Below are 23,543 nucleotides of genomic sequence, written 5' to 3'. Positions count from 1 at the left end.
GCAGCACACCGACCCCACGAGAGCCCCGCACCGTCCGGTGCGGGGCTCTCGTGCGTCGTGCGCGGGATGACGGTCGTGGCCGGCGAGGATCAGCTGCTGCGGCCCGAGAACGAGCCGACCCACGACCCCCGGACGCCGAGGGTGGTGCGCCACCCGTCCGCCGTCTTGGTCCGCGACACCTTCGTCCCCAGGGCCGAGGTGGCCGTCAGCGTCTTGACCTGGCCGCTCGACCACCGCGACGTCACCGCGATCGAGCGCACCGACGCGAGGCCGAAGACCGACCGGGCCTTCGCCTGCGTGATCGAGTCGCTCCACGTCAGGTACGGGTTGCCGGGCGCCTTGGCCGAGGAGGTGTCGGCCACGTGCACGAGGTAGGGCAGTGCCGCAGTCCCGAACACCTCCGTGTTGGTCGCCGTGCCGCGGCGCCCTCCCGCGCTGCCGGTCGACGCGAAGTACGGCGTCTCCGCGAATCCGCCCTCGGCGTCGCGCAGCACGGTCACCGTGCCGTCCTGCACCGTGGCGTCCACCGCCGCGACCCAGGCGCTCCCCCAGCTCCCGCCCTGCTTCTTCCAGCCGGTGTAGTGCTGCGAGCGGGTGTCGTCGTAGACGTGGCAGCCGCACGTGGACTTCAGGCCCTTCACCTTCTCGACGATCGCGTAGTTGCGCGCCGCGACGGCCTGCGCCTCCAGGGCGGCAGCACCACGGTTGCTGCTCGCGCCCCAGCCCGAGGGCATCTCGTCGAGCCCGTAGAGGTACTCGGTGTTGATGACCACCTGGTTGACGACGTTCGGCCGGTTCGACCGCTTCGTCACCACCAGGCGCCCGTTGCGGTAGGTCCCCTGGGCGCCGGCCACGGTCGCGACCGCCTTCGTCCCGGTGGGCTGGTAGTCCCGCGTGCCGGACCACTCGTAGGTCAGGCTGGAGCGCGCGGACACGCTCTTCGTCGTCGTACCGCCCTTCGTCACCTTGGCCGTGACCCCCGCGGACGCGACGCCGACGGTCACCTTCTCCGAGGCTCCGCCGCTCGCCACGACCGCGCCCGCCGGGTCCTTGAGCCGCCAGGCGCCGGAGCCGACCGCCAGCACCGTCGTGGTCCGGCTGTCCGACGGCGGTCCGAGCACCTGCACGTCCAGGGTGGTCCGGGGGTCGTTCGCCGTCGAGACGGTGGTGCCCGGGTAGTAGTAGCCCAGGATCTGGGCCGCGGTACGGCCCGAGCGCGACTGCTCGTAGGCGCCCCACTGGGCCATCCCGACACCGTGCCCCGAGCCCGAGCCGGAGATCGCGAACCGCACCGGCACCACGAGCACCGTGACACCGCCGCTCGTGGCGTGGCTGGTCCGGAAGCGGTACGTCGTCGAGGCGGTGGGCTTCACCGTGGTCGACACGCGGCCCGTCGACCCGGTCCGCACGGTGCGGACCTTCACCCACGACGTCCCCGTCTTGCGCTGCAGCGTGACCGTCGCGCCCTGCACGGGCTTGCCGGACTTGAGGTAGCGGACCGTGAGGGACTTTCCGGTCGCCGCCGTCGTCGTCCCCCCGCCGGAGCCCGTCAGCGACCAGGTCGCCGCCTGCGCCGGGGGCGCCACGAGCACCGAGGCGAGCGACAGCGCCAGGGCGACGACGAGCGCGAGCAGGGCGACGACCCGGGGCCGCCCGGGGAGGGTCGTGGTCTGGAGCACGCGGACACCTTGCCACATCGACCCAGGCCAGGGGAACGACCCCCACAGTTCACCCGGGGGCCCGGGGCACCGACCGTCATCGCCGGCGCGCGGGCGTCTCTCTCTTCTCGGCACCGTCCACCGAAGGAGAGTCCCCGATGTCCAGCTCCGCTCCCGCCGCCCCCGACCGCGACCTCGACGGGGCCGCCGCCCTCGCCGCCCAGCTCGACCGCGCACTCGACGGCACCACGGCCCTGCCCGCCGACCCGGCCTACGACGCCGCGCTCCCCGGCTTCAACCTCGCGCTCGCCCACCGGCCCGCGCTCGTCGTACGGGCGGCCTCGCCCGAGGACGTCGTCGCGACGGTCCGCGCCGCCGCGGGCCACGGCTTCGGCGTCGGGGTCCGCTCCACGGGCCACAGCGCCGCCGCGACCGGCGCCGGCGACGTCCTGCTCGACGTGTCCGCCCTCGACACCCTCGTCGTCGACCCCGTCGCCCGCACCGCGACCGTCGGGCCCGGCGTCCCCTGGCAGGCGGTGCTCACCGCCGGCGCGGTCCACGGGCTGGGCGGGCTCTGCGGCTCGTCGCCCCACGTCGGGGTGGTCGGCTACACGCTCGGCGGCGGGCTCGGCCCCCTGGCCCGCACCTTCGGCTTCGCCGCCGACCACGTCCGCGCGATCGACGTGGTCACCCCGGCCGGCGACCTCGTCACGGCGACGCCGACGCAGCACGAAGAGCTCTTCTGGGCGCTGCGCGGTGGCGGCGGGGCGTTCGGCGTCGTCGTGGCGATGACGTTCGACCTCTTCCCGCTCGACACGGTCCGGGCCGGCACGCTGTGGTTCGACGTCGACGACGCGCCTGCGGTGCTCCACCGCTGGCGGGCCGAGACCGCGTCCCTTCCCGAGGAGGTCTCGACGTCGGTGGCCCGGCTCAACCTGCCTCCGCTGCCGGAGGTCCCCGAGCCGCTGCGGGGCCGCGCCGTGCTCGTCGTCCGGTACGTGCGCCACGGCGAGCTCGGCGCGCCCGACCCGCTCGTCGACACGCTGCGGCAGGTCGCGACGCCCATCCTCGACACGGTCGGCGACCTGCCGTACGCGCGGATCGGCGAGGTGCATGCCGACCCGGACGCCCCGATGCCCCTCGTGGACCGCGGCGGCCTCCTGCACACGCTGGACGAGGACGCCGTCGACGCCTTCCTCGGCGCCGTGCCTCCGGACTCCCCCGTGCTCGCCGCGGAGATCCGGCTGCTGGGCGGCGCCGTCGCCCGCCCGGCGGGCGTGCCGAACGCCGTCGCCGGCCGCGAGGCGTCCTACACGGTGTTCCTGGGAGCGCTCGCCGCCCCCGTGGGCCCCCCGGACGTGGCCGACGAGCTCCAGCGGGTGTGCGAGACGATGGCGCCGTGGAGCACGGGCGGTGCCCTGGTGAACTTCGCGGGGCCGCGCGACGACGTCAGCGCGTCGCTCGTGCACCGCGCCTACGGCCCGACCTATGAGCGCCTGGTGGCGCTGCGCCGCCGGCTCGACCCCCACGACGTGCTCGCCCCGTCGGCCCGGTGGGACGTCGTGGACGGCACCCCGGCGGCCTGACGCCGGCCGTCGCCGCCGTCCCGGACGCGCGAGAGCCCCGGGTACCGATCCGGTACCGGGGCTCTCGCGTGCTGCGGGCGCGGCCGCGTGGGCCGAGCCGTGCAGCCTCAGTCGAGGTAGTCGCGCAGGACCTGCGAGCGCGACGGGTGCCGCAGCTTCGACATGGTCTTGGACTCGATCTGGCGGATCCGCTCGCGCGTGACGCCGTAGACCTTGCCGATCTCGTCGAGCGTCTTGGGCTGGCCGTCCTGCAGGCCGAAGCGCATGGAGACGACGCCCGCCTCGCGCTCCGAGAGGGTGTCGAGCACCTGGTGCAGCTGCTCCTGCAGCAGCGTGAAGCTCACGGCGTCGGCCGGGACGACCGCCTCGGAGTCCTCGATGAGGTCGCCGAACTCGCTGTCGCCGTCCTCGCCGAGCGGGGTGTGCAGCGAGATGGGCTCGCGGCCGTACTTCTGGACCTCGACCACCTTCTCGGGGGTCATGTCCAACTCCTTGGCGAGCTCCTCCGGGGTGGGCTCGCGGCCCAGGTCCTGGAGCATCTGGCGCTGCACGCGGGCCAGCTTGTTGATGACCTCGACCATGTGCACCGGGATTCGGATGGTGCGGGCCTGGTCCGCCATCGCGCGGGTGATCGCCTGCCGGATCCACCAGGTGGCGTACGTCGAGAACTTGTAGCCCTTGGTGTAGTCGAACTTCTCGACCGCGCGGATCAGACCGAGGTTGCCCTCCTGGATCAGGTCCAGGAACAGCATGCCGCGGCCGGTGTAGCGCTTGGCGAGGGAGACGACGAGACGCAGGTTCGCCTCGAGCAGGTGGTTCTTGGCGCGCTTGCCGTCGTGCGCGATCCACCGCAGGTCGCGGTACATCCGACGCTCGTCGGCGCTCGCCTTCGTCTTGTCGTAGGCGGCGAAGTCCTTGGACAGGCGCTCCTCCGCGAACAGGCCGGCCTCGATGCGCTTGGCGAGCTCGACCTCCTGCTCAGCGTTCAGCAGCGCGACCTTGCCGATCTGCTTGAGGTAGTCCTTGACGGGGTCGGCGGTCGCGCCGGCCGTGACGACCTGCTGCGCGGGCTGGTCGTCGTCGTCGGTGTCCGAGACGACGAAGCCGGTCTCCTCGTCCTCGCCCTTGCCCTTGCCTGCGGCGGCGGTGGCCTTGCCGCCCTTGGCGGCGGCCTCGTTCTCCTGCTCGTCCTCGGCGTCGTTCACGTCGTCGAGCTCGACGTCCTCGACGTCGTCGGGACCGGGCTCGTCCTTCGACGCCGCCTTGCGGCCACGCGTCGGCTTCGCGCCCTTGGCCGCGGCGGTCTTGGTGCCTGCGGACCTCGTGGACGCGCCCTTCGCCGCCGGCTTCTTGGCGGTCGTCGCCTCGGCCGGCTCGTCGTCCGTCGACGCGGCGGACTTCACGGAGGAGGTCGTCACGGTCGAGGTCTTCACCGGGCTCGCGGACCGCGCCGCGGGCGCCTTCGCACGCGTCGTCGTGCTCCGGCCGGCGCTGGCAGCGGCGACCTTGGTGGCCGTGGGCACACCGATCTCCACCCCGGCGGTCGCGAAGGCGCGCAGGACCGCCTTCAGACGCTTCGGGTCCGCCACCGCGGCGTTCTCGCAGGCAGCGCGGAAGCTCTCGGCGTCGACCCGGCCGTCGGCGGTGCCTCGAGCGAGCAGGCCCTGCAGGGCAGGGTGCTCGAACTCGCGGGGAAGTGCAGGGTTCTGCGCAGTGGACGCCACAAACCGACCTTTCGGCATTCGAGGGGACGGTGCACCGCCGTCAAGGCCTCCGACTCGGACTGTCGTGGCTCAGGCGGACACCTCTATTGTACCGGCGACATCAGCGACGGAAGGGCACCACGGGCTCCTGCGCCCAGTCCCGTACCCACGTCGTCCGTTCCCCGGTCCTGGCTCAACGTACGGGGCGGCGCGAAGATTCCCGGCCGCACAGGCGGAACGGCGGGCGAAACTCCGGGCGGCACGGCGCCCCCGGATCTCACCCGTGCTCGCGCCGGCCCGCCCGAGGACGGTCGCGAGCGTCACACCGCACGGCTCCAGGGCCGCGCGGGTCGCCGCGCGTGTCGTCACGGTTTCACCGCCAGGACCGGGCAGGGCGCCTCGAGCAGGATGCGCTGCGCGCCGGACCCGAGGATCAGCTTGCCCACCGGGCTGCGCCTGCGCAGGCCCACGACGATGAGCTCGGCGCCCGCCTCCTGCGCCGTGCGCACCAGATCCTCGGCGAGGTCACCTGTTCCGCCCACCACCGAGTAGGCGAGCCCTGAGGTGGCCAGGTCGTCCTCGACCGCCTGCCTCTCGGGCCCGCCGTCGTCCCGGGCGACGACGACCGTGAGCGGGACGGACCGCTCCCGCGCCTCGCGCTTCGCTGCGGCCAGCGCCGCCTGTCCCTCGGCCGTGCTCAGGAGTCCGACGACGATCGCCATGGGGGCACGCTACCCGACGGTCGGCCAGGTCACACCGACCGCACCGGACGCACCTTCCACAGCGGGCCCCCGCGCCGCGCTCACCCACCCGGGCGGGACCGCGGCCTCCAGCACGCCGGCCACGAGCGCGGCCAGCCGGTAGGACCGGTCCTGGCGCGCGGACTCCCGCACGCGGCGGGCCGCGAGCCACCCGTCGCCCCGCCACCACGCCAGGAAACCCAGCAGCGCGAGGGGCGGCGCGTGCCACCGCCGCGGCGCGCCTCCCACCAGCTGCTCCAGCACGAGCCGGGCCGCGTCGGCGGTCGCCCCGTCCGGCGGTACCCCGACCCTCGGGTCCACCACCCGGGCGATCGCTCGGGCCGTGGCGGCCTCCACGTCGCGCGTGACGGCGGCGTCCCCGCCCGCCCCGGCGGTCCGGTCCGCCGCCTCGCGCGCCCCCGGGACCAACGACAGCAGCACGGCGTCGCGGACCCTGACGTCCGCGAGCGCCACCGCCAGGCGGCCGAGTCGTGCTGCGGGGAGCTCGACGTCGCCGTCCGGGCACGTGCGCAGCTCCGCCGCCGCCTGGCGCACCAGGTCGCACCAGACGCCGTAGGCCTCGGCACGCCAGTGCCCCAGCTCGTCACGGGCCGTCCCACGAGGCGCCGCACGGGTCGTGTCACCTGCCGCCTCGCGCGCCCGCGCCGCGCGTCCGGCGGCCTTGGCGACTCGGTCCCGCACGCTCGCCGGCAGCGCGCGCACCCGGTGCGCCTCCTGCTCCGTGTCGGCGACCGCCCGCCCGGCGACCACGAACGCCGCCCCCACCGCTCCGTGCTCGAGCTCGCTCACCGGCCGCCCTCGCGCCGGGCAGCACGCAGGATCGACGCAGTCGAGGCCGCGGTAGCCGTCCGGGCCGACCAGCCAGGCCTCGACGTCGACCGCCGGGCCCAGCGACTCCGCCAGCGCCGCCACCCCGGCTGCCTCGCGCGCCCGGGCCTGGTCCGGCGGGGACGCCGTGTAGAGCACGACGAGCGCCAGGCGGGCCCCGACCCCGGCAACCGCCCGGGCGACGACGTCCGTGCGGTCCCACCTCTCGGCGACGTCGCCTCCGGAGGCCTCGCCGCGGTCTGCCGGTCCGGTCCGCACGACGAGGCCGACCCGGCCCTCCCCGGTGACGGCGACGACGACCACGCACTCCCGCGGCCGGAACCCCAGCAGGTACGGCACGGCCGCGAGCAGGTCACGGGAGGAGCGGAGCACGACGGGCGTGTCGAAGGCGAGGCCGGACTCCCCGGCGCGATCGGTGGCATATGCGGCGTCCATGAGTCCGATCCCAGGGCACCGCTCGGGCCCCTGCGCCGCTGGCGTGCCCTGCTGTGGACGGCGCCCGCCTGGGGGCAGGCTCCGTGGCCTGCGTCGCCGCGCGACGTCCGCGGCGTCCCACCCGTCCGGACGTGCGAGCAGGGCACAGCGGGCCGCTACGGTAGGCGCCGTGCCCTCGCTCCCCCGCCTTCCGCGCCGCGCGGCCCGGTCGCGTCCCGCACCCGCGGCGGGGGCCCGCGGCGTCGGCGCCGCGGCGCTCACCGCGCTCCTCGCGCTGTCCGGCTGCGGGCTGCTCGGCGACGCCGGGGCACCGGACGACGACGTCGCCGCGACTGGAGAGGACGGGTCCGGGGTCGGGGTGCGCGGCGCGACCGAGGCACCCGCTCCGGAGGCGGGGCCGGGCGACGCGTCAGCCCTGCCCACGTTTGACCCGGATACGACGGTCGGCGGGTACGCCGACGGGTTCCCCGAGAAGCTGCTCGGGGCCCCGGAGGACGCGACGGTGCTCGCCAGCTCGGCCACCTCGGGCGAGGGCGGCCTCACCGACGTCACCCTCAACCTCGCCACGCAGCGCGGCACGCAGGAGGTCATCGACCAGCTCGCCAAGCGGCTGCGCAAGGCGGGCTTCGAGGAGTCCGGCACGTCGAGCCTGTCCGGCCTCACCGCCCAGACCACCTTCGGCCGCGAGAGCACGCCGAAGGGGAAGAAGGACGCGGGACCGGTCGTGGAGTCCGTCACCCTCGGCGTGCTCGACGAGGGCGAGCGCCGCCTCGTGACGGTCAGCGGCTCCGTCGTCGTCGGCTGACGGGCCTCGCCCCGTCGGGACCTCCCGACCGGGCGCATAGGCTGTCGGCATGCCCACTGCCGCGTCGCTGGTCGACCTCGAGAACCTCCGCACCGACGTCGACGCCAGGGTCGAGGAGCACCTCGACGCCCTCGCCCGCGAGGTCGCCTCGATCGGCACCGCGGCGACCGCGCTGACCGACCAGGCCGCCGTGCTGCTGCGCGGGGGCAAGCGGCTGCGGGCGGCGTTCTGCTACTGGTCCTACCGGGCCCACGGCGGCGCCGCGGTCGGCCCCGAGCGGGACGCGGTGGTGCGGGCCGGTGCGGCACTCGAGCTGTTCCAGGCCGCCGCCCTGCTGCACGACGACGTCATGGACGCGTCGGACACGCGCCGCGGCGAGCCCACCGCGCACCGCGCGTTCGAGGCGCGGCACGCCGCCGCGGGCTGGGCGGGCTCGGCCGAGCGGTTCGGCACGTCCGCCGCGATCCTGCTCGGCGACCTGTGCCTCGTGGCGTGCCAGCGCGAGATCGCGGCCGCCGTCGCCGACCTGCCGGCGGAGCGCGCGGCCGCGGCCCGCGCGCTGTTCGACGCCATGCAGACCGAGGTGGTCGTGGGTCAGTACCTCGACGTCCTCGTGCAGGCCGAGCCCTGGGGCCTGGACCCCGCGGCCGACGAGGAGCGCGCCCGCGACGTGCTGCGCGCCAAGTCGGCGCGCTACTCGGTCGAGCGCCCGCTCGTGCTCGGAGCGGTCCTCGCGGGGGCGTCGCCCGCGCGGGTGACGGCCGTCTCGGACGCCGGGCTGCCGCTCGGGGAGGCGTTCCAGCTCCGCGACGACGTGCTGGGCGTGTTCGGCGACCCGTCCGTGACGGGCAAGCCCGCCGGCGACGACCTGCGCGAGGGCAAGCGCACGGTGCTGGTGGCGCGCACGCTGGCCGCCGCGGGCGCGGGCGACCGCGACCTCGTCGTCGCACGGCTCGGCGACCCGGCCCTGGACGCCGCCACCGTCGAGCGGCTGCGCGGGATCATCGCCGGCTCGGGGGCGCTCGACGGCGTCGAGACCCTCATCGACGGTCTCGCGGACGGCGCGCTGGACGCGCTGTCGGCGGCCCCGCTCGCCGAGCCCGGGCGCGAGGTCCTCCTGGACCTCGCGCGGGCCGCCGTCGACCGGGCGGCCTGACCCTCCGGCCGCCCTCAGACCGACGGACCGGGCGTCAGAGCAGCGCCTGCGCCACCCGACGCACCTCGGCCCGACGACCGGCGCGCAGCTCCCCGATCGGGGTGCGGCCGATCGACGGCTCGGTCTCGAACAGCCAGCGCAGGATGGCGGCGTCGTCCAGCCCGACGTCCGAGAGCACCAGCACGGTGCCACGCAGCGTGTGGAGCACGCGCGGGGCCCCGTCGTCGGTCACGAGGAACGCGGCGGGCACCTGGAACGTGTTCCGCTCGCCCCGCTTGATCCCCACCAGCGAGCGCTCCGAGACCAGGCCGCGCACCTTGCTCACCTCGGTCCCGAGGGCCTCGGCCACGTCGGGCAGGGTGAGCCACTCGTCCACGAGGGACTCGAGGGCGGTGCGGTCGTCGGTGCGGTCGTCGGTGCTGCCGGAGGCGGGGGCGCCGGGCTCCGGCGTGGTGGTGTCGCTCACCGGACCAGCCTACGGGCCTGCCGAACCGGGCGCCCCTACACTCGTCGCGTGGCCATCACGACGACCGACCCGATGCTCGGCCGCCTGGTCGACGGGCGGTACGAGATCGTCGCGCGCGTCGCCCGAGGGGGCATGGCCACGGTGTACCGGGCCACCGACCGCCGGCTCGACCGCGAGGTCGCCGTCAAGGTGATGCACCCGCACCTCGCGGACGGCGTGGACGGCGCCGCCTTCGTGTCCCGCTTCCGCCGTGAGGCGCGCGCCGCCGCCCGCCTCACCCACCCCGGCGTCGTCGCGGTCTACGACCAGGGCGTCGACGGCGACACCAGCTATCTCGCCATGGAGTACGTGCCGGGCACCAACCTGCGGCGCGAGCTGCACGCGTCGGGCGCCCTCACCCTGGGCCGCGCCCTCGACGTCGTCGCGCAGGTGCTCGCGGCCCTCGCCGCCGCGCACCGCAAGGGGTTGGTCCACCGGGACGTCAAGCCGGAGAACGTGCTCGTCGTCGGTGACGACGCCGCCCCCGACGGCCCCCAGGACGACTCCGCCGGCGGCACCGTGCCGGGCGCACGGGTCAAGGTCGCCGACTTCGGCCTCGCGCGCGCGGTCACCGAGGTGACCACGACCACCACCGGAACCGTCCTGGGCACGGTCGCGTACCTGGCGCCCGAGGTGATCACCAGCGGCACCTGCGACGCCCGCACCGACGTCTACGCGGTCGGGGTTCTCGCCTACGAGCTGGTCACGGGCACGCTGCCCTATGCGGGCGAGACGCCGATCCAGGTCGCCTTCCACCACGTGCACGAGGACCTCCCGGCCCCGTCCGCGCTCGTGGACTGGCTCCCCGCCGAGGTCGACGCGCTCGTCGCGTCCTTCGCGGCGCGGGACCCTCAGCGCCGCCCGCCGGACGCGGGTGCCGCCCTCGCGGCCGTCGAGGCGCTGCGCTCGTCGCTCGACGACGCCCTGCTCGCGCGACGGGCGGAGCGGCCCGGGGCCGGCACCGGTCCCTCCGACGCCGAGGGGCCGGGCGGCTCGCCCGGGATCGGCGACGCACCGCCCGACGACGGCGAGGACGACGGCAGCGCGGGGACGGACGCGGTCGACGAGATCCCGACGGCGTTCTTCCAGGAGGTGTCGGCGAGCGCGCCGGCACAGCCCACCGACCTGCTGGTCGAGCAGCCCACCGAGGCGTACCGGCGTCCCTCCCGCCGTCGTCGCGCGGTCGCGTGGACCCTCACGCTGGTGCTGGTGCTCGCCGGCGGCGGGCTGGGCACGTGGTGGTGGTTCGCGGACGGTCCCGGCGCGTGGACCTCGGTGCCGACCGGGGTCGCCGGGGTGGCTGCCGACGACGCCCGCGCCGTGCTCGAGGACGCCGGGCTGGGCACCACGACGAGCCGCGCCTTCGACGACGACGTCCCGCAGGGGTCGGTCGTGACGACCGTGCCCGCACCCGGCGACCGGGTGCGCACGGACGGCTCCGTGGAGCTGGTCGTGTCCCGCGGCGTGCAGATGCTCACGGTGCCGCACGACCTGGTCGGTGCCGACCACGAGGACGCCACCGGCGCCCTGGAGGACGCCGGCTTCACCGTCGGCGACCCCGCCCGGTCGTACGACGACGAGGCGGGCCGCGGCGAGGTGCTGGACGTGTCGGTCGACGAGGGCTCGCGCCAGCGGCACGACACCGTCGTGACGCTCACCGTCTCCGACGGCCCCGCCCCGGTGCAGGTGCCGCAGGAGGTGGGCAAGGAGAAGGACACGGCCGTCGCCGACCTCGAGGGCCTGGGGCTCGTCGTCGAGCTGGCCGACCCGAAGTACTCCGAGGACGTCCCGAAGGGGCACGTGCTGGCCCAGGACCCGAAGGAGGGGGCCACCGCGCACCGCACGGACACGGTGACGCTGACGATCTCCCAGGGCCCGCCCCTGGTCGAGGTGCCGAACGTCGTGGGCAAGCACACCGGGCCGGCACGCGAGGCGCTCGAGAAGGCGGGCTTCAAGGTCGACGAGAACGCCTACCTGGGCGGCATCCTCGACACCGTCCGGTTCCAGGACACCACGGGCAAGGCCCCGAAGGGCAGCACGGTCACCCTGACGGTCTGGTGAGCCGCACCGTCGGGCGCATCACCAGCTCGTGAGCATCTCCGCCACGCGGAACGCCATCTCGAGCGACTGCTGGTGGTTGAGGCGCGGGTCGACGAGCGTCTCGTAGCGCAGCGCCAGCCCGGCGTCGTCGATCTCCTCGCTGCCGCCGAGCACCTCGGTGACGTCGTCACCGGTGAGCTCCATGTGCAGGCCGCCCGGCACCGTGCCCAGGGCGCGGTGCACCTCGAAGAAGCCGGTGACCTCGTCGAGCACGTCCGAGAACCGGCGCGTCTTGTAGCCGCTGTCGGAGGTGATGGTGTTGCCGTGCATCGGGTCGGTCACCCAGGTGACGGCCACGCCCGCGGCGGTGACCTTCTCGACCACCTCGGGCAGCACGTCGCGCACCTTGCCGGCGCCCATCCGGGTGACGAACGTGAGCCGGCCCGGGGTGTTGCCCGGGTTGAGCCGCGCGGCCAGCGCGAGGGCGTCGTCGGCCGACGTCGTCGGGCCGAGCTTGACCCCGATCGGGTTGGCCACACGCGACAGGAACTCCACGTGCGCGCCGTCGAGCTGGCGGGTGCGCTCGCCGATCCACAGGAAGTGGGCCGACGTCGCGTACGCCTCGCCGGACCGGGAGTCGACCCGGGTGAGCGCCCGCTCGTAGTCGAGGATGAGCGCCTCGTGGCTGAGGTAGAACTCCACGGAGCGCAGCGCGTCGAAGTCCGCGCCGCAGGCCTCCATGAAGCGGATCGCCCGGTCGATCTCCGCCGCCGTGCGCTCGTACCGCGCGTAGGCGGGGTTGCGCATGAACCCGCGGTTCCACTCGTGCACGCGCCGCAGGTCGGCGTGGCCGCCCTGGGTGAAGGCCCGCACCACGTTCGCCGTCGCGGACGAGATCCGGTACGCCTGCTCGAGCCGCCGCGGGTCGGGCGTGCGCGACGCGGTCGTGAACTCGTGCCCGTTGACCATGTCGCCGCGGTAGGCGGGCAGCGTCACGCCGTCGCGGGTCTCGAGGTCCGACGAGCGCGGCTTGGCGTACTGCCCGGCCAGCCGCCCCATCTTCACCACGGGCGTGCTGGCTCCGTGGGTGAGCACCACGGCCATCTGCAGGATGGTGCGCATCTTGTTGCGGATGCGGGTCGCGTTCGCGTCGGCGAACGTCTCCGCGCAGTCCCCGCCCTGCAGCAGGAACGCCTCGCCGCGGCCCGCGGCGGCGAGGCGTTCCGTGAGCAGCCGGGCCTCGGCGGGCACCACGAGGGGCGCGGCCTGCGAGAGCCGGCCCGCCACCGCCGCGAGCGCCTCGGCGTCCGGCCACACGGGCTGCTGGCGCGCCTCGAGGGTCCGGAACCGGTCCAGGCCCTCGGGGTCGCTCCCGGGCGGGGTGTCGACGGCGGTGGTCATGCGGGCTTCTTCCTCTGGCTGCGGGTCGGGCGCGACCGGGTCGTCAGTGCGCGGCGGGCTTCGCGGGCACCAGAGGCTGGCCGATGCCCTCGAGGATCTCGCCGAACCACGGCTGGCTGACGTCGAACGCCTTGCCGCCGGCGATGCGGGGGAACGCGATCGCCTTGAGGCGGTCGCCGTCCTCCTCGTCGTGGCCGATGACGCCGGGCTCGCCGCGCAGCGCGCACTCGACGGCCAGGTCGGTCATCGACTTGATGAGACGCAGGTCCTCGGCGTTCGCCGCCGCGGCGCGGGAGTAGTAGCCCGACTTCTGCACCATGACCTTCTCGGCGCCCAGCTTCTCCGCGAACTGCTTGGCGAACCACTGGCCCGGGTTGATCGTGTCGAGCTTGACGTGCCCGAACGGGTCGCGCGGCACCTCCTCGCCGGCCGCCTCGAGCTGCTGGACGATCTCGTTCATCCCCGCGCCCTCGGACAGGAAGATGTTGACGTTGCCGATCTCGTCCATGACGGCGCGCAGGCGGGCGGCCTCGGCGTCGATGTCGATCTCCAGCTCGGGCAGGAACACCGCGTGCACGTCCCAGCGCTCGCGCGTCAGGCCGAGGGCGGGCGCCCACTCCTGGGCGTCGAGCCACGTGCGGTACTCCTTCGCGGCGGCCGCCGTGAGCCAGCCGCAGTGGCGGCCCATGACCTCGTGCACGATCAGCATGCGCGGGCCGGAGCGGTGCTCGCCGATGACGTTCGCGGCGAAGCCCGCGGCCTCCTCGGCGGCCGTCCAGGCGCCCAGCGACTGCTTGATCGGCACCACGTCGTTGTCGATCGTCTTGGGCAGGCCCACGACGGTGAGCTCGTACCCGTTGTCGTGCAGGTACGCGGCCAGGTCCGCAGCCGTGGTGTTCGTGTCGTCGCCGCCGATGGTGTGCAGCACGTCGACGCCGTCGGCCTTGAGCTGCTCGGCCGCGACCTCCAGCGGGTTCTGTCCCTCCTGCACGAGGCCGCGCTTGACGCAGTCCGCGGCGTTGGTGAGCTTCACGCGGGAGTTGCCGATCGGCGAGCCGCCGAAGCGGTGCAGGATGCCGGCCTGCTTGCGGCCCTCCTCGTCCACGACGATCTTCGTGCCCGTGAGGAGCCCGTGGTAGCCGTACTGGTAGGCGATGATCTCGATCGACGGGTCGAGCTCCGTGTAGCGCTCGATGAGGCCGCCGACGGCGGAGGACAGGCAGGGCGCGAAGCCGCCGGCGGTCAGGAGAGCCACGCGACGAACCGACATGACAGGGGCTACCTCTCGGTGGGGGACGGGAACCCTCCCATCCTAGGAGCACCTCCCCGCGCCGGGCCCCGCACGTCCGGCGGGCGAACGCACCGCGCGCTCCGGGGCCCCGCCGTGCGATGATGTCGGGCGAGCCTCCCCCGCCGTCCGGCGCCGGGAGGCTCTTGCGTATGACGACACCTGCGCCCCTCCCCGACCCGTCCACCCACCCCGCGGGCCCGCCGGTCCGCGTCCGGCGTGCCACGCCGGCGGACCGCCCTGTCCTCGAGCGGCTGTGGCCGCTCTTCCGTCACGACATGTCCGCCGTCTCGGGTGAGCTCCCCGGGCCCGACGGGAACTTTCGCGACGAACGGCTCCGCGCCGCCCTGGACGAGATCGACGGGATCGACGGGATCGACGGGATCGAACACGACGCGCAGGGGGACGAGGACGGGAGGTGACGACGTCCCGCGGTCTGGCGCGGGTACCTGGCGACGGTCGACGGCGACGCGACCGGGGCGGGTGGACGGACGGGCGAGCGACCCGTGGCGTTCGCCCTGGTCCGGGGGCTCGACGCGCCGACCCGGGTGCTGTCGGCGTTCTTCGTGGTGCGCGCGGCCCGGCAGCAGGGCGTCGGGCGCGACGTCGCCGCCGCCGTGCTGCGGGACGTGCCCGGGCCGTGGGAGATCGCGTTCCAGGACGCCAACGCCGCCGCGGCGGCGTTCTGGCCACGCGTCGCGACCGACGTCGCGGGCGACGCGTGGTCGGTCGCCCACCGCGCGGTCCCCGGCCGCCCCGACGTGCCGCCGGACGCGTGGCTGAGCCTTTCGGTGGGCCGAGCGGTGGGCTGAGCGGTGGGCCGAGGCGGCTCAGGACCCGGCGCCGGGCTCCTCCGGCGGCTGGTGCTGGGCCGCCGCGAGGCGCGCCTTCATCGTGGCCGCGTACACGTCGACGTACTCCTGCTCGGACAGCCGCAGGATGGCGTACATGATCTCGTCGGTCACCGACCGCAGCACGAAACGGTCGCCCTCCATCCCCCGGTAGCGGCTGAAGTCGAGGGGCTCGCCGAAGACCATCCCGATCGGCATCGGCTTGGGGATCGACCGGCCGATCGGCTGCGCGACGTCGGTGCCCACCATCGCCACCGGGATCACGGGGGCGCCGGACTCCAGGGCGAGGCGGGCGACGCCGGTCTTGCCGCGGTACAGCCGCCCGTCGGGGCTGCGGGTGCCCTCGGGGTAGATGCCGAACAGGTCGCCGTCGTCGAGCACGCGCAGCCCGGTGTTCAGCGCGGCCTCGCTGGCCTTGCCGCCGGACCGGTCCACCGGGATCGTCCCGACGCCGCGCATGAAGCCGGCCACCATCCGGCCCCGGACTCCGCCGCCGGTGAAGTAGTCCGACTTGCCGAGGAACTGGACCTGGCGGTCGAGCACGAGCGGCAGGACGAACGAGTCGATGACGGCGAGATGGTTGCTCGCGAGGATCGCCGGGCCGGAGGTCGGGACGTTCTCGACGCCCTTCGTCCAGGGGCGGAACGCCAGCCGGAGCCACGGCCCCACCACCACGTTCTTCATCACCCAGTAGAACAACTGTCCTCCTCGCCCAGTGCTGCACGGCGCCCCGCTCAGCGGACCGCCGGTGACGGGCCGTGGCGCCGACGGGCGGGACCGTCGACACGAAGCATCGCCCACGACAATAGAGTGAACCCATGCCCGTACCGAACCCGGACGCCGAACCGGACCTGCCGGACGACGACCTGCCCGACGACGCCGTCGAGGCCCGCTGGGCCGACATCGTCGCGCAGCTGGGGCCCCTCGACGAGCCCGCCGACGCCGACCGTCCGGACGAGCCTGCGGGCGACACGACCGAGGACACGACCGCGGACCAGCGCCGCGAGGAGGCCGCACCGCCGCCCGGACGGGTGGTGAGCCCGGGTCCCCGCGACTGGCCCGTCACGCCGGAGATCGAGGAGCTCGAAGAGACGGAGTCTCACTTCACGCCGCCGGAGCCGGACCCGGTCCTGTCCCGCGACCCCCTCCTCACCCTCGCGTGGGCGGCGGTCGTCGGGGTGCCGGTGCTCGTCGTGCTCGGCGTCGTCCTGCGCGCCGCCGTGCCGGCCCTGCGCATCCCCGGATGGTCCGGCCCGGTCGCCGGAGTCCTCTTCCTCGTCGCGCTCGGCGTCCTGATCTGGCGGATGCCGCACCGCCGCGACCCGGACGACCACAGCACGGGCGCCGTCGTCTGACCGACCCGGGAGGGCTGGTCGGGCGAGCCGACCGGCCGGAGGGACGGTCGGGTCAGCGACGGGCGAGGTCGGCGGCGCCGATGATGCCCGCCTCGTTGCCGTGCTCGGCGAGCTCGATCTGGGCGACCGGGCGGTGCCCGAGGGCCGAGAGCTGCGCCTCGTAGGCCTTGCGCACGGGCAGGAGCAGCAGGTCACCGGCCGCGCCGACGCCCCCACCGATGACGATCAGCTCGGGGTCCAGCAGCGCGGCGACGGACGCGGAGCCCTCGCCGATCCACCGGCCCAGCGTCGCCAGCAGCTCGACCGCGAGCTCGTCACCCTCCTGCGCCGCCTGCGTGACGTGCGGGCCCTCGAGGGCGGACACGTCGCCGCCGGCGAGCTCGACCAGCCGGGCCGACCGTTCCGGCTGGGCGATCACGGCCTGCTTCGCGTCACGCACCAGGGCCGTGCCGGACGCGTACTGCTCCCAGCAGCCCTCGTGGCCGCAGCCGCAGTAGTGGCCGCCCGGGACGACGCGCATGTGGCCCACCTCGGCCGCGACGCCCCACTTGCCGCGCACGAGCTCGCGGTCCACCACGATCGCGCCGCCAAGCCCGGTGCCGACCGTCAGCATGAGCATGTCGGTGGCCTCGCGGGCGGCGCCGAACCGGAACTCCGCCCAGCCCGCCGCGTTCGCGTCGTTCTCGACGACCACGGGGACGTCGACGTCCAGCAGGCCCTCGATCCGCTCGGCCAGCGGGTACTCGCGCCAGGCGATGTTCGGTGCGAAGAGCACCGAGCGCCGGTCGGGGCTCACGAACCCGGCGGCGGCGAGGCCGATCGCGCCGATCTCGTGCTCCTTGGCCAGCTCGGTGCACGCGTCCGCGATCGCCCGGTCGATCGAGGCGACGTCGTCGGCGACCGTCTCGCGCCGCACCTTCGCGAGGATCTTGCCCGCCTCGTCCACCACACCCACGGCAATCTTGGTGCCGCCGATGTCGACTCCGATGGCGTGCATGCAGGACCTCGCGTTCATGTGTCGGGACGCCGCGTCCACACGGCGCAACACCCGGTCGCCGTCGCGGCGCCGGGGGCGCGCGGTGCGCGCAGGGACAAGACTAGCCACCACGACCCGGGGGTGCGACGCTCGTCCATCACCGGGACGCCACCATCGGCCACGGACCGTCACCGAACCGTGTCCTGGACCACTCTTGAGACCCGGTATCGTGGCGGCCGGGGAACGCACCCCTGGCCAATGCATGAGCATGGACGATGGAGTCAGCATGGACGAGATCACCATTCCGCAGGCGGTCGAGCTGCCTGCCACGTCGAACCTCAACGACCTCCTCGCCACCCGTGTGGCGAGCGACCCGCGCGCCACGCTCGCCGAGCGTCCTTCCGGCGACGGCTGGCAGCCGGTCTCGGCCGCACAGTTCGACGCCGAGGTGGTGGCCGTCGCCAAGGGGCTGGTCGCCAAGGGCGTCCAGCCCGGCGACCCCGTCGGCATCATGTCCCACACCCGCTACGAGTGGACCCTGCTCGACTTCGCCGCCTGGGCCGCGGGCGCGGTCCCCGTGCCGATCTACGAGACGTCGTCCGCCGAGCAGGTGGAGTGGATCCTCACCGACTCCGGCATCACGCTGCTCGTCGTCGAGGACTCCGGCCTCGCCGCCACCGTCGCGGAGGTCTCCGACCGTGCGCCGGCCCTGCGCGAGGTCCTCGAGATCGAGGACGGCGCGATCGCCAAGCTGACGGCCGCGGGCGCCGACGTCGCCGACGACGAGATCGTCCGCCGCCGCGGGATCGCGGACCTCGCCGACGTCGCGACGATCATCTACACCTCCGGCACGACCGGCACCCCCAAGGGCGCCGAGATCACGCACGGCAACCTCACGCTGCTCGGCGTGAACGCCGTCGCCGCCGTGCCCGAGGTGTTCAAGGACGGCGGGCGCACGCTGCTCTTCCTGCCGCTGGCGCACGTCTTCGCGCGCTACATCGAGATCCTCGCGATCGCGAGCGGCACGGTGCTCGGCCACTGGGCCGACCTCAAGACGGTCACCGCCGGCCTGGAGGCCTTCCGGCCCACGTACATCCTCGCGGTGCCGCGCGTCTTCGAGAAGGTGTACAACGCGGCGGAGCAGAAGGCGGCTGCCGGCGGCAAGCTGAAGATCTTCCACTGGGCGGCCGCGACCGGCATCGCCTACTCGCGGGCGCTCGACACGCCGTCGGGCCCGTCGCTGTGGCTCCGCGTCCAGCACAAGGTCGCCGACACCCTCGTGTTCTCGAAGCTGCGTGCCGTGCTCGGCGGGCAGGCCCAGTACGCCGTCTCCGGCGGCGGCCCGCTCGGCGAACGGCTCGGTCATTTCTTCCGCGGCCTCGGCGTCACGATCCTCGAGGGCTACGGGCTCACCGAGACCACAGCGCCGACCAGCGTGAACCGCCCCGACGCCATCAAGATCGGCTCGGTCGGGCCGCAGCTGCCCGGCTGCGGGGTCAGGATCGCCCCGGACGGCGAGGTGCTGCTGCGCGGCATCCAGGTGTTCCGCGGGTACCACAACAACCCGGAGGCGACCGCCGAGGCGTTCGACGACGGCTGGTTCCGCAGCGGCGACCTCGGCACCCTCGACGACGACGGGTTCCTCACGATCACCGGCCGCAAGAAGGAGATCATCGTGACGGCCGGGGGCAAGAACGTCGCCCCGGCGCTCCTCGAGGACCGGATCCGGGCGCACGCCCTCGTGAGCCAGTGCGTCGTGGTCGGCGACAACCGCCCGTTCATCGGCGCGCTCATCACGCTCGACGCCGAGGGCCTGCCCGGCTGGCTCAAGATGCACGACAAGCCGGAGATGACGCCTGAGCAGGCCTCGACCGACCCGGACGTGCTGGCGGCGCTCGACGCCGCCGTGACCCGTGCCAACCAGGCGGTGTCGAAGGCCGAGTCGATCCGCAAGTTCGCCGTGCTGCCGGGCGACCTCACGGTCGAGAACGGGTATCTCACGCCCAAGCAGAGCGTGCGCCGTCACGTCTTCGTCAAGGACTTCGCCACCGAGATCGACCAGCTGTACGTCGACACGCGGCAGAAGTCCGCGAGCTGACACCGGCGCCGCCTCGCACCAGCACCGGGCGGCTGCACGTGCCGGCTCCGTCGAGCCCGCCGGGACCTCGTCCCGGCGGGCTCGACCTCTGCCCGGCCCGGCTCCCCTGTCGGAGGCCGCCGCTACGGTCCCGGCATGCCGAGCACCACCCCGTCCCCGACGCGCAGCACCGGGCACCCGACCGCGCTCCAGCCCTCGTTCGAGGACCTCGGTACCGCCCTGCGGGACGTCACCTTCGTCGTGGTCGACCTCGAGACGACCGGTGGCCGGGCCGCCGACGGCGGCATCACGGAGATCGGCGCGGTCAAGGTCCGGGGCGGCGAGGTGCTGGGCGAGCTGCAGTCGCTCGTCAACCCGGGCCACCCCGTGCCGGCCTTCGTCGCCCGGCTCACCGGCATCACGACGTCCATGGTCGCCACGGCTCCCCCGGTCGAGCTCGTCCTGCCGAGCTTCCTGGAGTTCGCCCGCGACGCCGTGCTGGTGGCGCACAACGCACCGTTCGACGTCGGCTTCCTGCGCGCCGCCTGCGACCGGCTCGGCTACGACTGGCCGGGCTTCCGGGTGGTGGACACCGTGCCCCTCGCGCGCCGCGTCGTCACCCGCGACGAGGCGCCGAACCACAAGCTGTCCACCCTGGCCGCGCTCTTCCGGGCACGGGTGACGCCCGAGCACCGCGCGCTGGCGGACGCGCGGGCCACCGTGGATGTGCTGCACGCGCTCCTGGAGCGCCTGGCGCCCCTCGGCATCACCCACCTGGAGGACCTCGCCGGCGCCGCCGACCCCGTCCCGCCGGACGTGCGCCGCAAGCGGACGCTCGCGGACGGCCTGCCCGAGGCCCCGGGGGTGTACCTCTTCCGCGGCCCCGGGGACGAGGTGCTGTACGTCGGCACGTCCACGAACCTCCGCAAGCGGGTGCGGTCCTACTTCACGGCCGCGGAGAAGCGCGGGCGCATCACCGAGATGGTGCGGATCGCGCACGCCGTCACCCCCGTGGTCTGCGCGACCCCGCTCGAGGCGTCGGTGCGCGAGCTGCGCCTCATCGCCGAGCACGCCCCGCGGTACAACCGGCGCTCCAAGCACCCGGAGCGCCAGACCTGGGTGCGTCTCACGGACGAGGCCTACCCCCGGCTGTCCGTCGTGCGCGACGTGCGGGCCGGGACGCCGCACATCGGCCCGTTCACGTCGCGACAGACAGCGCTGGCCGCCGTCGAGGCGGTCCACGACGCCCTGCCCCTGCGCCAGTGCACGGCGCGCCTCCCCCGCGTCGCGCGGACGGCCGGCAGCCCGTGCGCCCTCGCGGGGATGGGCCGCTGCTCCGCGCCGTGCACGGCGGCCGGCCGCGCCGACGACGGGTACGACGCCGTCGCGGACGCGGCCCGCACGGCGCTGACGTCCGACCCCTCGTCCGTCGTCGACGCCCTCGCCGCGCGGGTGGCCAGGCTCGCGGCGCAGGAACGTTTCGAGGAGGCCGGGACGGTGACCCACCGGCTCCGGGCGTTCGTGCAGGGCGCGGCGCGCGCCCAGCGGCTGGACCCGGTCGCCCGGTGCGCCGAGCTCGTCGCCGCGCGGCCCACCCCCGCGGGCGGCTGGGAGCTCGTCGTCGTGAAGCACGCGCGGCTCGCCGCGACCGCCGTGACCGGTCCCGACGAGGACCCGCTGCCCGTGGTCGACGCCCTGCGCGCCACGGCGGAGGTCGTCGCCCCGCCCGTGGCGCCCGCGCCCGCATGCCATCCCGAGGAGGCCGCCCTGGTGCTGGCCTGGCTGGAGGAGCCCGGGGTCCGGCTCGTGCACGTGAGCGACCCCTGGACGTGCCCGGTGCGCTCCGCGGCCGCGCACACCGACCTCGGCGCGGTCTCGACGACGGTCGCCGGCCTGTGGGCCGGCCCGGGCACGCCCGACGAGACCACCGAGCACGTCGCGGACCCGGGGTCGGTGGCTACGATGACGGCATGCTGACCGCGATCGTGCTCATCGACACCGAGGCCGACCAGATCCCCGAGGTCGCCACCAAGGTCACCGACCTCAAGGGAGTCAGCGAGGTCTACTCCGTCACCGGCAAGGCCGACCTGGTCGCCATGGTGCGAGTGCGCGAGCACGAGGAGCTCGCCGACGTCATCGCCGACGGGATCAGCAAGGTCCCCGGCGTGGTGCGCACGGAGACGCTCATCGCGTTCCGCACCTACTCGAACGTCGACCTCGAGCAGGCCTTCGCCCTCGGCCTGGACGACTGAGACCGGACGACCGAGAACCGGGGCAACCAGGCCGGGTCCGTCCGGCCGCCCCGCTGCCCTGTCAGGCCGGGTCCGCCCGGCCGCCCCGCTGCCCTGTCAGGCCGCGGTCGCCGCGACCCAGCCGTCGAGCACCCGGACGGCCCCGCCCTCGTCGACGCTGCGGGCGGCGAGCTCCATCCCCGCGGCCAGCCGCTCGACGAGCGAGCCCTGGCCGGTGCCGGGCAGGCTCCCGTCGGCGACGAGGCCCGCGGCGGCGTTGAGCAGCACAGTCTCGCGCACCGGGCCGCGGTCGGTCCCGTCGAGGACCCGGCGCGCCACGCCCGCGTTATGGGCGGCGTCGCCCCCGCGGAGGTCGGCGACCTCGATGCGCTGCAGGCCGAGGTCCGCCGCGGCGTCGAGCCGCTGCTCGACGACCGCGCCGCCGCGCACCTCCCACACGGTCGTGCCGCCGGTGGCCGCGAGCTCGTCGAGGCCGTCGTCGCCGCGGAACACGAGCGCGTCCGTCCCGCGGCTCGCGAACACCCCGGCCATGAGCGGCGCCATGCGGGCGTCGGCACAGCCGACCGCCGTCGCCCCGGGCTGGGCGGGGTTGGTCAGCGGGCCGAGGAAGTTGAACGCCGTGGCGATGCCCAGGTCGCGGCGGGCCACGCCGGCGTGCCGCATCGACGGGTGGAACAGGCCGGCGAAGCAGAACGTGATGCCGACCTGCTCGGCCAGGGCCGCGACCCGCTCGGGTGCCTGGTCGAGGCGGATCCCGAGCGCCTCCAGCACGTCCGCCGAGCCCGACGACGAGGACGCCGCGCGGTTGCCGTGCTTGACCACCCGCAGCCCGGCCCCTGCGATCACGACCGCCGCCATCGTGGACACGTTCACCGTGTGGTGCCGGTCGCCGCCCGTGCCGACGATGTCCACCGTCCTCCCCGGGACCTCGATCCGCGTGGCGTGCGCGAGCATCGCGTCAGCGAGCCCCGTGAGCTCCGCGGCCGTCTCCCCCTTGGCCCGGAGCCCGACGAGGAAGCCGGCAAGACGCGTCGGGGGCACCTCGCCCGACATGACCTCGTCCATGGCCCAGGCCGTCTCGGCGGTGGTCAGGTCGCGCCCGGCGACCAGCTCGGTGAGGATGCCGGGCCAGGTGAGGTCGGAGGCCGGGTCGGTGGAGGCCACGGAGATCCCTTCGGAGTCGGAGCAGGACGCCCTCCGACAGGGCGTGGGCGGCCCCGCGGCGGGTTAGGCGGCTGCGGTCAGGAAGCCGGCCACCGTGCGCTGCAGCTCGATCGCGTCGAGCGGCCTCGGCACCACGGCGTCGGCGAGCGACCACGATGCTAGCCATCCGTCGTCGGGCCTGCCGGTGAGGACCACGACGGGCGGGCAGCGGTACACCTCGTTCTTGAGCTGGCGGCACAATCCCATGCCCCCGGACTTGTCCGCCTCTCCGTCTAGCACGAGCAGGTCCCACCCGCCGCGGTCGGCCGCCGCGATGAGCGCAGCCGGCGTCGCGACCTCCGCCCACGCGATCTCCGGGGCGTGCGCGCGCAGACGAGGGCCGACGGCGGTGCGCACGTGGGCGCGGACGGTGCGGTCGTCGCTGTAGAGCAGGATGCGCGGCCCCCGGGCCGCCGGGCCCGTGCGGGCCGTCGGGACGATCGCTCCGGTCGGGCTGGTCGGGCTGGTCGGGCTGGTCGGGCTGGTCGGGCTGGTCGTCGTCGGGTCCGTCTGGTCCGTCTGATCCGTCAACTGTCTGGCTCCCCTTCGCGGACGTGCACGGCTTCGGGCACGGTCACGACGTCCGCCACCCGTACCGCGGCCGTCGGACGTCGACGTTTGCTGGCATCGTGGCACACTCGCGTCACCTCGGGCAGGTGCCGA

Annotated in this window: 21 protein-coding genes; 10 read left to right on the top strand and 11 right to left on the bottom strand. The window is 74.7% G+C overall.

The window, feature by feature from the left end; all coding sequences use genetic code 11:
* Window positions 1–89 precede the first annotated feature (89 nt).
* Complete coding sequence (locus ACFQ8E_RS13490) at window positions 90–1,679, bottom strand: SpoIID/LytB domain-containing protein (protein WP_430551074.1); 1,590 nt, start codon at window positions 1,677–1,679, stop codon at window positions 90–92.
* A 137-nt stretch (window positions 1,680–1,816) separates the two neighbouring features.
* Between ACFQ8E_RS13490 and ACFQ8E_RS13485 the strand changes: the two genes are divergently transcribed.
* Window positions 1,817–3,244 (top strand): FAD-binding oxidoreductase, encoded by a 1,428-nt coding sequence (locus ACFQ8E_RS13485; protein WP_430551073.1) that lies wholly within the window; start codon window positions 1,817–1,819, stop codon window positions 3,242–3,244.
* 107 nt (window positions 3,245–3,351) lie between these two features.
* On the opposite strand, the gene ACFQ8E_RS13480 is transcribed toward ACFQ8E_RS13485, so the two are convergent.
* The 3 genes from ACFQ8E_RS13480 to ACFQ8E_RS13470 form a co-directional block, all read right to left on the bottom strand.
* Complete coding sequence (locus ACFQ8E_RS13480; protein ID WP_430551072.1) at window positions 3,352–4,968, bottom strand: RNA polymerase sigma factor; 1,617 nt, start codon at window positions 4,966–4,968, stop codon at window positions 3,352–3,354.
* A 344-nt stretch (window positions 4,969–5,312) separates the two neighbouring features.
* Window positions 5,313–5,669, bottom strand: coding sequence for a universal stress protein (locus ACFQ8E_RS13475; protein WP_430551071.1), 357 nt, complete (start codon window positions 5,667–5,669; stop codon window positions 5,313–5,315).
* A 9-nt stretch (window positions 5,670–5,678) separates the two neighbouring features.
* Window positions 5,679–6,971: a DUF4192 family protein gene (locus ACFQ8E_RS13470; protein WP_430551070.1), complete on the bottom strand. Its 1,293-nt coding sequence runs from the start codon at window positions 6,969–6,971 to the stop codon at window positions 5,679–5,681.
* A gap of 169 nt (window positions 6,972–7,140) precedes the next feature.
* Here ACFQ8E_RS13470 and ACFQ8E_RS13465 point away from each other — a divergent pair, with 169 nt between their 5' ends.
* Window positions 7,141–7,776, top strand: coding sequence for a hypothetical protein (locus ACFQ8E_RS13465; RefSeq protein ID WP_430551069.1), 636 nt, complete (start codon window positions 7,141–7,143; stop codon window positions 7,774–7,776).
* A 49-nt stretch (window positions 7,777–7,825) separates the two neighbouring features.
* Window positions 7,826–8,932, top strand: a complete 1,107-nt coding sequence (locus ACFQ8E_RS13460) for a polyprenyl synthetase family protein (RefSeq protein WP_430551068.1) — start codon at window positions 7,826–7,828, stop codon at window positions 8,930–8,932.
* A 34-nt stretch (window positions 8,933–8,966) separates the two neighbouring features.
* On the opposite strand, the gene ACFQ8E_RS13455 is transcribed toward ACFQ8E_RS13460, so the two are convergent.
* The gene (locus ACFQ8E_RS13455; protein WP_430551067.1) at window positions 8,967–9,398 is read right to left on the bottom strand and encodes an Rv2175c family DNA-binding protein; all 432 of its coding nucleotides are present in this window, start codon (window positions 9,396–9,398) and stop codon (window positions 8,967–8,969) included.
* 48 nt (window positions 9,399–9,446) lie between these two features.
* On the opposite strand from ACFQ8E_RS13455, the gene pknB reads away from it, so the two are divergent.
* Complete coding sequence (gene pknB / locus ACFQ8E_RS13450; protein WP_430551066.1) at window positions 9,447–11,498, top strand: Stk1 family PASTA domain-containing Ser/Thr kinase; 2,052 nt, start codon at window positions 9,447–9,449, stop codon at window positions 11,496–11,498.
* Window positions 11,499–11,516: 18 nt separating this feature from the next.
* Here the strand turns inward: pknB and ACFQ8E_RS13445 are convergent, their stop codons facing one another.
* Together ACFQ8E_RS13445 and ACFQ8E_RS13440 are read right to left on the bottom strand one after the other, a co-directional pair.
* Complete coding sequence (locus ACFQ8E_RS13445) at window positions 11,517–12,878, bottom strand: class II 3-deoxy-7-phosphoheptulonate synthase (protein WP_430551065.1); 1,362 nt, start codon at window positions 12,876–12,878, stop codon at window positions 11,517–11,519.
* A 43-nt stretch (window positions 12,879–12,921) separates the two neighbouring features.
* A complete protein-coding gene (locus tag ACFQ8E_RS13440; protein WP_430551064.1) occupies window positions 12,922–14,148 on the bottom strand; it encodes a pyrophosphate--fructose-6-phosphate 1-phosphotransferase in 1,227 nt (408 codons plus the stop codon).
* A 170-nt stretch (window positions 14,149–14,318) separates the two neighbouring features.
* On the opposite strand from ACFQ8E_RS13440, the gene ACFQ8E_RS13435 reads away from it, so the two are divergent.
* Both ACFQ8E_RS13435 and ACFQ8E_RS13430 read left to right on the top strand, forming a co-directional pair.
* Complete coding sequence (locus ACFQ8E_RS13435; protein WP_430551063.1) at window positions 14,319–14,588, top strand: hypothetical protein; 270 nt, start codon at window positions 14,319–14,321, stop codon at window positions 14,586–14,588.
* Window positions 14,589–14,672: 84 nt separating this feature from the next.
* The gene (locus ACFQ8E_RS13430; protein WP_430551062.1) at window positions 14,673–14,978 is read left to right on the top strand and encodes a hypothetical protein; all 306 of its coding nucleotides are present in this window, start codon (window positions 14,673–14,675) and stop codon (window positions 14,976–14,978) included.
* Window positions 14,979–14,996: 18 nt separating this feature from the next.
* On the opposite strand, the gene ACFQ8E_RS13425 is transcribed toward ACFQ8E_RS13430, so the two are convergent.
* Window positions 14,997–15,716 carry a lysophospholipid acyltransferase family protein gene (locus ACFQ8E_RS13425; RefSeq protein ID WP_430551061.1) on the bottom strand — a complete coding sequence of 240 codons (720 nt, stop codon included), beginning with the start codon at window positions 15,714–15,716 and terminating at the stop codon, window positions 14,997–14,999.
* 119 nt (window positions 15,717–15,835) lie between these two features.
* On the opposite strand from ACFQ8E_RS13425, the gene ACFQ8E_RS13420 reads away from it, so the two are divergent.
* On the top strand, window positions 15,836–16,372 hold the full coding sequence (locus ACFQ8E_RS13420; protein WP_430551060.1) for a hypothetical protein: 537 nt from the start codon (window positions 15,836–15,838) through the stop codon (window positions 16,370–16,372).
* Window positions 16,373–16,424: 52 nt separating this feature from the next.
* On the opposite strand, the gene ACFQ8E_RS13415 is transcribed toward ACFQ8E_RS13420, so the two are convergent.
* Window positions 16,425–17,369, bottom strand: a complete 945-nt coding sequence (locus ACFQ8E_RS13415) for an ROK family glucokinase (protein WP_430551059.1) — start codon at window positions 17,367–17,369, stop codon at window positions 16,425–16,427.
* Between the two features lie 265 nt (window positions 17,370–17,634).
* Between ACFQ8E_RS13415 and ACFQ8E_RS13410 the strand changes: the two genes are divergently transcribed.
* The 3 genes from ACFQ8E_RS13410 to ACFQ8E_RS13400 all read left to right on the top strand — a co-directional run bounded on the left by ACFQ8E_RS13410 (window position 17,635) and on the right by ACFQ8E_RS13400 (window position 21,677).
* Window positions 17,635–19,446: an AMP-dependent synthetase/ligase gene (locus ACFQ8E_RS13410; protein WP_430551058.1), complete on the top strand. Its 1,812-nt coding sequence runs from the start codon at window positions 17,635–17,637 to the stop codon at window positions 19,444–19,446.
* A gap of 135 nt (window positions 19,447–19,581) precedes the next feature.
* A complete protein-coding gene (locus ACFQ8E_RS13405; RefSeq protein WP_430551057.1) occupies window positions 19,582–21,402 on the top strand; it encodes a DEDD exonuclease domain-containing protein in 1,821 nt (606 codons plus the stop codon).
* On the top strand, window positions 21,396–21,677 hold the full coding sequence (locus ACFQ8E_RS13400) for an Lrp/AsnC family transcriptional regulator (protein WP_430545226.1): 282 nt from the start codon (window positions 21,396–21,398) through the stop codon (window positions 21,675–21,677). Before ACFQ8E_RS13405 ends, ACFQ8E_RS13400 begins: the two co-directional genes overlap by 7 nt.
* Before the next feature lie 96 nt (window positions 21,678–21,773).
* On the opposite strand, the gene trpD is transcribed toward ACFQ8E_RS13400, so the two are convergent.
* On the bottom strand, window positions 21,774–22,841 hold the full coding sequence (gene trpD, locus ACFQ8E_RS13395) for an anthranilate phosphoribosyltransferase (protein ID WP_430551056.1): 1,068 nt from the start codon (window positions 22,839–22,841) through the stop codon (window positions 21,774–21,776).
* 63 nt (window positions 22,842–22,904) lie between these two features.
* The gene (locus ACFQ8E_RS13390; protein WP_430551265.1) at window positions 22,905–23,321 is read right to left on the bottom strand and encodes a hypothetical protein; all 417 of its coding nucleotides are present in this window, start codon (window positions 23,319–23,321) and stop codon (window positions 22,905–22,907) included.
* Window positions 23,322–23,543 lie beyond the last annotated feature (222 nt).

The organism is Isoptericola sp. NPDC056573 (genome assembly GCF_042793335.1).
In the GTDB taxonomy this organism is placed as follows: Bacteria; Actinomycetota; Actinomycetes; order Actinomycetales; family Cellulomonadaceae; genus Isoptericola.
The sequence above is the reverse complement of the archived record's forward strand: the minus strand, read 5'-3'. Positions and strand labels throughout refer to the sequence as shown.